We start from the raw sequence: 9,490 nt of genomic DNA on the forward strand, positions 1-9,490 counted from the left end.
GGGATCTGACCGAACGGCTGCTCACGAACGCCTACTCTTGAGCCCGTCGCCATGATGGCGGCGTCCAATAACTCCGGTCTCATATAGATGTGGCCGTTTGGCTGACCGCGTCCCCGGCAGCGGTGGTTATGGTGAGGTCCGTCTACCTTTCGAGACGTCTACCTGCACTGCACCGCTCGTCCGGGGCCATGTGTTAATTGCTCGTGAACCAAGGGGTATCAATGGCTACTAATGCGGCGTCGGTGCAGACGGCGAGCATCGGCGATTACGTCGGCTGGCTTGCCCGCCGCTGGTGGCTCGTGACGCTCGCGGTGGCCGTGGGCGCCGTCGGCGGGCTCGGCTTCGCCGCCACCCAGCCCAAGGTGTACGTGTCCGAGACCAAGGTGCTCGTGCTCCAGGTCGGACAGGACACCAGTGTCAAGGTCAACCTCGACACCGAGTCGCAGGTGGTCCGCTCGACCACCGTCGGCGACGCGGCCGCGCACCTGCTCAACATCACCGAGCCGGTGGACACGCTGGTCGAGCGGGTGTCGGTGACCGTCCCCGCGAACACCTCGGTGCTGTCGATCGCCTTCGAGGCGCCCACCGTGGCCGAGGCCCAGCGCGGCTCGCAGGCCTTCGCCCAGGCGTACCTGGACCAGCGCGCCGCCGACGCGCAGAAGAACCTCGACGTGCAGGCCGCGGCGATGCGCGACGAGATCTCCGGTCTCACCAAGCAGCTGAACGACGTCGCCGGCCAGGTGGCCGCGCTGCCGAACAACTCGGTGGACCGCCAGCGCGCGGTGCAGCAGCAGCAGATCCTGACGCAGCAGATCAACACGCTGAACAACCGGCTGATCCCGCTGCTCGCCACGATCGTCAAGCCGGGCAGCATCCTCTCCGCGGCGACCAAGCCGGAGGGGCCCGCCAAGCCCGACCTCATGCTCTACCTCATCAGCGGCGTCGGCATCGGCCTGCTGCTGGGCCTGGCCGGTGCGCTGGTGCTGGACCGGCTGGACAGCCGGATCTACCACAGCCGCCAGATCCCGTACCGCACCGACGTGCCGATCCTGATGGAGGTGCCGCGCGGCCGGGACCGGTCGGCGGTGGCCGACGCGGCCAGCGCGCTCGGGCGCGAGTTCAGCCTGCTGCGCAACGTGCTGCGGGTGGCCGCGGGCGTGGCGCGCGGCGGCCGCCCGTCGGCCACCGACGCGCTGCTGATCTGCGGCGCCGCCCCCGGGCCGGCGGTCGAGTTCGTGGTCTCCAACCTCGCCGCCGCCTTCGCCCGCTCGGGCGAGCGCGTCGTGATCGTGTGCACCGACAGCACCTCGTCGCTGCCGCAGCTGCTGGGCGTCGCGCCCATGCAGGGCCTGGGCGACGTCATCGCCGGTGAGGTGGCGCTGGACAGCGCGCTCTACGCGGTGCCCGCCATCCGCGGGGTGTCGCTGCTGAGCCCGGGACGTATCGACCCGCGGGTCGAACTGCCCGTCGCGGCCGTGTCCGACCTGCTGGTCCAGCTCCAGGCGCAGGCCGACCGGGTGCTGCTGGCCACCGCCCCGCCGAGCAGCGCCGTGGACGCGCAGGCGCTCAGCGAGATCGCCGCCGCGGTGCTGCTGGTCGTGGAGACCCGCGTCGCCCGCGCCGAGGACGTCGAGGCCTCCATCGAGCAGGTCGCCCGGGTCCAGGGCCCGCTCGCGGGCATGCTCGTGGTGCGCAGCCCCCGCGCGGCCCGCCGGTCGCGCAAGCGCAAGGCGCAGGCCCTGCCGGTCGCGGCCCAGCCGGTCGTGCCCGCCCAGGTCGAGCTGCCGCGCGCCGGACGCGAATCCGACCAGACCATGGTCATCCCGCGGCTCGACGGTGACGGCGAGCGCATCGAGTTCTGGAACCCGGGCGCCGACAAGTCCGACAAGAAGGCCGTCGGCAAGCGCGCTCCCGTGGACGACAACACCACCGCCGACCTGCGATGACCCGCCAGATCCGCCTCAGCCTCGCGGCCGCCCTGACAGTGGCGGCCCTGGCCGGCTGCTCGGTCGGCCCGGCCGGCCAGCAGTCCGGCGCGGCGCCCGACCGGTCGCCGTTCGTGCTGCCCTCGCCCGAGGCGGTCCGGCCGCGAGCCCCGCTGACCGGCCTGGAGGTCGACGCGTCCGCCGTGTCGAAGACCGCGGTCCTGGTGCCCATCGAGGTGGGCACCGGGGCCGCCGCGCCGGTCGGCCTGGACCGCGCCGACATCGTCGAGCTGGAGTTCGCCGAGGGCAGGCTGCTGCGCGCCGCGGCGGTGTACCAGTCGCAGCCCGCAGACAAGGCCGGGCCGGTCTCGGCGGTGCGCCCGGCCGACGTCAAGCTGCTCAACCAGCTGCGGCCGTACGTGGCGCACAACGCCACTCCGAAGGGCTTTCTCGACCTGCTGACCGCGACGAAGCTCGCCGCGGTGACGCCGCAGAAGAAGCTGCCCGGCTTCACCACGGCCGCCGGGCGAAGCTACGTGAACACCGGCACGCTGCAGGCCGGCGCCCCGGACTCGCAGCTGGAGCCCGCACCGCTGTTCCAGTACGCGCAGCCCGGCGAGCCGCTCGCGGCCACCGGCACCACCCCGGCCACCACGGTCGTGGTGTCGGCGCCCGGCCACGCCGCGCTGACCTGGAAGTTCGACGAGACGAGCAAGCGGTGGCAGGCCACCGTCGGCGGGGCCCCGGTCGCCGCCGCGAACCTGGTGCTGCTGACCATGCCGTACACGAAGAAGGTCGTCAAAGCGCTGAAGAAGGAAGTGGCGCTGGCCGACCCGATCGGCGAGGGCAAGGCGCAGATCTTCTCGTCCGGGCAGGGCGTCGAGGCGCACTGGTACAAGACCGGCTTCTACTCGGCGCTCAACATCCTCGGCCCGTCGCAGTACCTGGTGCGCCTGGCGCCCGGACCGACCTGGGTGCTGCTGGTGCCCACGACGGCGAAGGTGACCACCTCGTGACCGCCACCGCGGGCCATACGCCATCCCGGGAGGACGCGCCGGTCGCCCGGGGCGTCGTCGTGCCCCCGGACCACGTGAAGACCCTGCCGCCGCTGGCGGCGGTGCTGCGCCGCCGCGGCACCCGCGAGCCGCTGCCGGCCCGCGACTGGGCGCTGTTCGCCATGATCGTGCTGTATCCGGTGGGCTGGCTGCTCGGCCTGACCCTGGCCTGGATCCCGCTGCTCGCCATCCCGATGGCGCTGGAGCTGATCCGGCGCGGCCGGGTGCGGCTGCCCGCCCCGGCCACGCTGTGGATCCTGCTGTTCTTCCTGGGCCTGGTCAGCGTGACCATGCTCGGCGCGACGGTGCCCGACGCGCTGCCGCCGGAGATGGGCATCGGCCGCATCCTGGCGTTCGCGCAGCGGATGGGCGACATCTTCGCGGCCGGGGTGGTGCTGCTCTACATCGGCAACATGTCGGAACGGGAGCTGCCCACCCGGCGCGTGATCAAGTTCCTCGCGTTCTTCTTCGTGGTGCTGGTCATCGGCGGCATCGCGGGCATGTTCCTGCCGCGCATCCAGGTGGTCACCCCGCTGGCCGAGGTGCTGCCCCAGTCGATCATGAGCAACGGCTGGGTGCGCTCGTCGGTGAAGATCGAGTTCGCGCAGTGGCAGAGCATCCTGGGGGAGGCGCCGTCGCCGCGGCCCGCCGCGCCGTTCCAGTACACCAACACCTGGGGCCAGTGCCTGGTGCTGCTGATGCCCTGGTTCGTCATCGCCACCCTGCACGGCCCGCGCACGCTCTGGGGCAAGACCTGGCCGGTCCTGGTCCTCATCGCCTCGATGGTGCCGACGGTGTACTCGCTCAACCGGGGCATGTGGGCCGGGGTCGCCATCCTGGTCGGCTACCTGGTGGTGCGGATGGCGATCAAGGGCAGCGTCATGCCGGTCGCCATGGTGCTGGTCGGCGTCGCGCTGGCCGGGCTCATCGTGCTGATGACCCCGCTGGGCAGCACCATGATGGAGCGGTTCGACAACCCGCACTCCAACGAGGGCCGCGCCTCGCTCAACGCCGCCGCGGTGGAGGCGGCCAAGGCGTCGCCGATCATCGGCTTCGGCGGCCAGTCGGAGACGATCGGCAGCGAGCGCTCCATCGCCATCGGGCAGAGCCCGTCGTGCGAGCAGTGCGGCAACCGCGACATCGGCAGCGACGGCCAGCTCTGGATGTTCCTGATCACGCAGGGCTTCGTCGGCGCCGGCCTTTACCTGCTGTTCTTCGCCTGGATGGGGTGGCGCTTCCGGCGTGACCATTCCTGGGTGGGCATCGCGGGCGGGGTCACCGCACCGCTGGCCATCTGGTTCTCGACCATCTACAACTCGCTGGGCATGACCCTCGTGATCATGATGATCTCGCTGGCGCTGCTCTGGCGCAACGAGACGAGCCGGGTCTACACATGAGCGAGTTCCTGACCGAGCTGGGCCGCCTGCTGGGAGAGGACACCGGGGCGGGACCGGCCGGGCCGGACCGGGTGTTCCTGGGCCGCGGCGCGCCCGCCGGGCGCGAGGTCTACACCGTCGTCCCGGCGATCGGCTCCGCACGGCTGCTCGTGCCGCACGGGGACCGGCGCGCCGCCGGTGTCGCGGTCCGCAACACCAGCGCGCCGCGCTCGCTGAAGGACCGGCTGCGCCAGCGCGTGCTCGCGGGCGTGTTCACCGTCGGCGCCGGCGACCTGGTGTTCCGGGACCGGCTGGCGGTCGGCGCCGAGCCGTCGCTGGCCGCGCACCTGGGCGGGCTGGTCGGCACGCCGGTGCGGCTGAGCGTGCGCTTCGGCCCGCCGCGGGCCAACCGCAAGCCGGTGCTCCAGCTCATCGACGGCCCGGGGCGCACGGTGGCGTACGCCAAGATGGCCGTCAACGAACTCACCACCGAGCTGATCACGGCCGAGCACCGGGCGCTAGGCCTGCTCGCCGGCCGCGACCTGGGCCCGGTGCGGGTGCCCGAGGTGCTCCACTTCGGCACCTGGGCCGGGGCGCGGCTGCTGGTCGTCGGCGCGCTGCCGGTGCGCGGCGACGCCCCGCCCGTCGGGCTCACCCCGCTGTCCACGGCCGCGATGCGCGCGATCGCCGAGGTCGACGGCGTACGCACCGGCCCGGTGCGGAGCAGCGCCTACGCCGAGCGGCTGCGCGCCCAGATCGGCCGGCTCGGGGACCGGCCCGTCGCCGGGCTCATGCGCCGCGCGCTGGACGAGTGCGCCGGGTTCGAGGTGCCCTTCGGCTGCTGGCACGGCGACTGGAACGGCGGCAACATGTCCGCCCACGGCGAGCAGCTGCTGCTGTGGGACTTCGAGCGGTTCGCCGCGGACGTGCCGGTCGGCTACGACGCCGTGCACTTCGACCTGCACGAGGCGGTGACCGTACGCGGGCAGGACCCGGTGCCCGCCGCCCGCGCGACCGGCAGCCGCGCCGCCGAGCTGCTCGCCCCGTTCGGGGTGGCCGGCGACGCCGCGCGCGCCGTGGCCGCGCTCTACTTCGCCGAGATCGGCAGCCGCTACCTCGGCGACGGGCAGGACGGATTCGGCCAGGCGATGGGGCGGGTCGACGAGTGGATCAACGGGGCGCTCGCCGGACTCGGCGGGCGATGGGCAGCTCTGGTGGGAGAGAAGAACTAGATATGGCAGCGAAGAGCCGGGTACGCAAGTTCCTCTGGCACCGCGCGGGCGTGGTGGCCCGGACCGCGGGACAGCTCACCGCCGACCGGCGGCTCACACCGTCGTTCCTGATCGTCGGCACGCAGCGCGGCGGCACGACCTCGCTCTACAAGGCACTCGTGCAGCACCCGGCGTACCTGCCGCCCCGGTTCCGCAAGGGCGTGCACTACTTCGACATGGACTACCACCGCGGGCACAAGTGGTTCATGGGCCACTTCCCGAGCCGCGCCAAGGCCGAGCGCACCGCGCAGGCCACCGGCATGCCCGCGATCACCGGCGAGGCCAGCCCGTACTACATGTGGCACCCGCTGGCCCCCGAGCGCATCGCCCGGGACCTGCCCGGCGTCAAGCTGATCGTGCTGCTGCGCGACCCGGTGGAGCGCGCCTACTCCGGCCACGCCCACGAGTACGCGCGCGGCTTCGAGACGGAGAAGTTCGAGCAGGCCGTCGCCCTGGAGCCGGAGCGCATGGCGGGCGAGCGGGCGAAGATGGCCGCCGACCCGAGCTACCACAGCCACGCCGTACGCCACCTGGCCCACCTCGGCCGCGGCGAGTACGTCGACCAGCTGCTGCACCTGGAGTCGCTGGTCGGCCGCGAGCGCCTGCACGTGGTGGACAGCCACGATTACTTCGCCCAGCCGGAGCAGGTCTTCTCCGGGGTGTGCGGCTTCCTCGGCATCCCGGACGTGCCCGGCATCGAGCACGACCAGCACAACGCCCGGCCCCGGATGGCGATGCCGGACGGGCTGCGCTCGCGGCTGGAGGACCACTTCGCGCCGTACGACGCGCGGCTGGCCGAGTGGCTGGGCGGGACGCCCAGCTGGCGGCGATGAGCGCGGACCGGCCGGCCCACGCCGGCGCGTACGGGGTGGACCAGGGGCGCATCATGCGCACCGGGATCTTCAACCTCGTGGGCGCCGGCGTCTCCGCGCTGGCGGGCCTCGCGCTCACCGTGGTCGTCACCCGCGGCTTCGACGCGAGTGTCGCCGGGGTGCTGTTCACCCTCACCTCGGTGTTCCTGATCCTGTCCGCGGCGGCGCTGCTCGGCGCGGAGACCGGCGTCGTCTACCTGCTCGCCCAGCAGCGGGTGCGTGACGAGACGGGCCGCCTGCGCGCCACCGTCCTTGTCGCCACCGCGCCCGTCGTGGTGGCCAGTCTCGTGCTCGCCGGGGCGCTGTGGGCCGCCGCGCCGTGGTTCGTCGGCGTGACGCTGCCCGACGCCCCGGCCGGCACCGTCGCCGCGGTACGCGTGTTCGCCGTGTTCCTGCCCCTGTCCACGCTCAGCGGCGTGCACCTCGCGGTCGGCCGCGGCCTGGGCTCGACCCGGCCGCACGTGCTCGTCGAGCGGGTGCTGCGGCCCGGTCTGCAGCTGCTCGGCGTCGCCGCCGTGCTCGTCGCGGGCTGGACCAGCTCCGCCGCGCTCGCCCTGGCCTGGGCCGCGCCGTACGCGCTGGCCGTGGTCGTCGCGGTGCTGTGGTCGGCCCGGCTGCGCCGCCGCGCCGAGCGGGCCGGTGGCGAGCCGGTCGCGGCCCCGGACCGCGCGGACTGGGGCCGGTTCTGGCGCTACTCCACGCCCCGGGCGGGCACCGGCCTGGCCCAGCTCGCCCTGCAGCGGCTCGACGTGGTGCTCGTCGCGGCGCTGCGCGGACCGGTCGACGCGGCGCTCTACACCGCGGCCACCCGGTTCCTGGTGATCGGGCAGCTCGGCGGCCAGGCCCTGGCGCAGTCCGTGCAGCACCGCTTCTCCGGGCTGCTCGCCCAGGACCAGCACGACGAGGCCAACCAGCTCTACCGCATGACCACCACCTGGCTGATCATGCTGACCTGGCCGTTCTACCTGACCTGGGCCATCTTCGGCGGGCAGCTCATGTCCGTGTTCGGCGAGGGCTACCAGGCCGGTGGCGACGCGGGCGTGGTCGGCATCGTGCTGTCGCTGACCATGCTGGTGGCGACGGCCTGCGGCATGGTCTCCACGGTGCAGGAGATGGCCGGCAACACCGGCGTCGCCTTCTTCCAGACCATGATCGCGCTCGGGGTGAACGTGGTGCTGAACATCGTGCTCATCCCCTCGTACGGCATCGTCGGCGCGGCGCTGGCCTGGTCGGCGGCGCTGCTGCTGAAGAACCTGCTGCCCCTCTTCCAGCTGCAGCGCCGGCACGGGCTGTCGCCGCTGTCGCGCGGCGGGCTCATCGCGATGGCCGCGGCCGTCGGCTGCTACGGCGTGCTGCCGCTGCTGGCCCGGCTCGCGCTCGGCGACCACCCGCTGGTCGGCGTCGGCGCGGTGCTCCTCACGACCGTCCTCTACGCCGCGCTGATCTGGCGTCACCGGCAGGCGCTGCAGCTCGCGGGCCTGCGCAAGCTGCGCCGCCGGCCGGTCGCGGCGCCGGCTCAGCCGGCCTCACCCCCAGTGGAGACCTTGGTGCGATGAAAACCTCATTACCGGCTGCGGGGCTGGTGATGGCGCTGGCCGTGGCGGCGGCCGGCTGTACCCCTGCCGCCGAGGAGGTCCCTGCCTCCCCGGTGCGCCCCTCCCCGAGCGTCAAAGTCATGCCCCCGCCCAACCCGGGCCCGTTCGTCACCACCGGCCGCGGCCCGCAGGTGCCCGCGGACGGCGCCTACTTCGGGGCGTACGTCGACGCCCCGCAGCGCACCGGCGACCGGCTCGACGCCATCGACGGCTTCGAGAAGCTGATCGGGCGCGACCTCGCCATCGCCCACTCGTTCCACCCGTGGCGCGAGGACTTCCCCTCGACGTACGACTACGAGCTGGTGCACCGCAACATGCTCCTCATGGTGTCCTGGGCGGGCACCGACACCCGCTCGATCATGACCGGGGTGTACGACGAGGAGATCCGCCGCCGCGCCGAGGCGGTGCGCGCGTTCCGGGTGCCGATCCTGCTGCGCTACCGGTGGGAGATGGACCGGCCCAACCTGCAGAACGTGGTCCACTCACCCGAGGACTTCGTAGCCGCGTGGAAGCGGGTGCGCGGCATCTTCACCGAGGTCGGGGCCACCAACGCGGCGTGGGTGTGGTGCCCGCACGCCGACGGCTTCATCGATGGCCGGGCGCAGCCCTACTACCCCGGCGACGACCAGGTCGACTGGCTCTGCGCCGACGTGTACCCCGGCCAGGAGATGTACTCCTTCACCGAGCTGATGGCGCCGGTCCTGGAGTTCGCCCGCCAGCGCCCCCGCCCGCTGATCATCGGCGAGTTCGGCGTCGAGCAGAAGGAGCGTGGCGTACGCGCCGCCTGGTTCGACGACATGCGCGCCGTCATGCACCAGCAGCCCCAGATCAAGGCTGTCGTCTACTTCAGCGGCAAGCAGGACGTGCGCCCCAGATACGACACCACCCTCGCCCCCGAACTCGACGCCGTCCAAGCCTTCACCACCCTCGCCAACGACCCCTACCTCTCCCAAACCTTCGGCCACTAACCCCGCCCCCACCCCACCGGCCCCACCGGCCCCACCGGCGACGGCGGCCCGCGCCCGGGGGCGCCGAACCGCGTTGATCATGAACTTATGGGCGTGTTCGACGGCGTGTCGCTGCCCTAACTTCATGATCGACGAACTGCGGCGGGGCCGGTGGGCCGCAGGTGGGTCGGAGATCCGTTTTTGTGGACGCTGACTGTTGCTATAGCGACGGTGGGCGTCCACAAAAACGGATCATGGGTGCCCGAACGGGCGGGCCCCGGCGGCTGGCGGACCGGGACCGAGTGGATCGGCTGGCGAGCGGGTTGTGTTCGGGCGGGTAATGACGAACCGCACCTGCCGGGTGGGCGGGTGCGGTTCGCGGTGGTGCTGTTCGCGCTGGGCGCTGGGTGCTCGTTGTGCGGGCTGGCGCTGGTTTGCCGTGGTGGTTC

The 9,490-nt window shown here is 72.7% G+C and carries 7 protein-coding genes; all 7 read left to right on the forward strand.

The features are described 5' to 3' along the window. The first annotated feature begins 221 nt into the window (after positions 1–221). Genes Cba03nite_RS13805 through Cba03nite_RS13835 form a run of 7 tightly spaced genes read left to right on the forward strand, consistent with a single transcriptional unit; the run spans position 222 to position 9,062 of the window. Entirely contained in the window at positions 222–1,946 is a 1,725-nt protein-coding gene (locus tag Cba03nite_RS13805) for a Wzz/FepE/Etk N-terminal domain-containing protein (RefSeq protein ID WP_203745817.1), read from the forward strand. Next, positions 1,943–2,941: a DUF3048 domain-containing protein gene (locus Cba03nite_RS13810; protein ID WP_203745819.1), complete on the forward strand. Its 999-nt coding sequence runs from the start codon at positions 1,943–1,945 to the stop codon at positions 2,939–2,941. The genes Cba03nite_RS13805 and Cba03nite_RS13810 overlap by 4 nt, the downstream gene beginning before the upstream one ends. Further along, on the forward strand, positions 2,938–4,377 hold the full coding sequence (locus tag Cba03nite_RS13815; RefSeq protein WP_203745820.1) for an O-antigen ligase family protein: 1,440 nt from the start codon (positions 2,938–2,940) through the stop codon (positions 4,375–4,377). Before Cba03nite_RS13810 ends, Cba03nite_RS13815 begins: the two co-directional genes overlap by 4 nt. Then, the gene (locus Cba03nite_RS13820) at positions 4,374–5,588 is read left to right on the forward strand and encodes a protein kinase family protein (protein ID WP_203745822.1); all 1,215 of its coding nucleotides are present in this window, start codon (positions 4,374–4,376) and stop codon (positions 5,586–5,588) included. Before Cba03nite_RS13815 ends, Cba03nite_RS13820 begins: the two co-directional genes overlap by 4 nt. A gap of 2 nt (positions 5,589–5,590) precedes the next feature. Continuing rightward, positions 5,591–6,460: a sulfotransferase domain-containing protein gene (locus tag Cba03nite_RS13825; RefSeq protein WP_203745824.1), complete on the forward strand. Its 870-nt coding sequence runs from the start codon at positions 5,591–5,593 to the stop codon at positions 6,458–6,460. Further along, complete coding sequence (locus Cba03nite_RS13830; protein ID WP_203745825.1) at positions 6,457–8,055, forward strand: MATE family efflux transporter; 1,599 nt, start codon at positions 6,457–6,459, stop codon at positions 8,053–8,055. The genes Cba03nite_RS13825 and Cba03nite_RS13830 overlap by 4 nt, the downstream gene beginning before the upstream one ends. After that, the gene (locus Cba03nite_RS13835; protein ID WP_203745826.1) at positions 8,052–9,062 is read left to right on the forward strand and encodes a glycoside hydrolase family 26 protein; all 1,011 of its coding nucleotides are present in this window, start codon (positions 8,052–8,054) and stop codon (positions 9,060–9,062) included. The genes Cba03nite_RS13830 and Cba03nite_RS13835 overlap by 4 nt, the downstream gene beginning before the upstream one ends. The last annotated feature ends 428 nt before the right edge of the window (positions 9,063–9,490 follow it).

It is taken from the genome of Catellatospora bangladeshensis (assembly GCF_016862575.1).
GTDB classification, from domain to species: domain Bacteria; phylum Actinomycetota; class Actinomycetes; order Mycobacteriales; family Micromonosporaceae; genus Catellatospora; species Catellatospora bangladeshensis.

What these genes read in the sequence shown, in the direction of transcription:
- Cba03nite_RS13805 (WP_203745817.1), top strand. Translation starts at nt 222, where the DNA reads ATGGCTACTAATGCGGCGTCGGTGCAGACGGCGAGCATCGGCGATTAC.
- Cba03nite_RS13810 (WP_203745819.1), top strand. Translation starts at nt 1,943, where the DNA reads ATGACCCGCCAGATCCGCCTCAGCCTCGCGGCCGCCCTGACAGTGGCG.
- Cba03nite_RS13820 (WP_203745822.1), top strand. Translation starts at nt 4,374, where the DNA reads ATGAGCGAGTTCCTGACCGAGCTGGGCCGCCTGCTGGGAGAGGACACC.
- Cba03nite_RS13825 (WP_203745824.1), top strand. Translation starts at nt 5,591, where the DNA reads ATGGCAGCGAAGAGCCGGGTACGCAAGTTCCTCTGGCACCGCGCGGGC.
- Cba03nite_RS13830 (WP_203745825.1), top strand. Translation starts at nt 6,457, where the DNA reads ATGAGCGCGGACCGGCCGGCCCACGCCGGCGCGTACGGGGTGGACCAG.
- Cba03nite_RS13835 (WP_203745826.1), top strand. Translation starts at nt 8,052, where the DNA reads ATGAAAACCTCATTACCGGCTGCGGGGCTGGTGATGGCGCTGGCCGTG.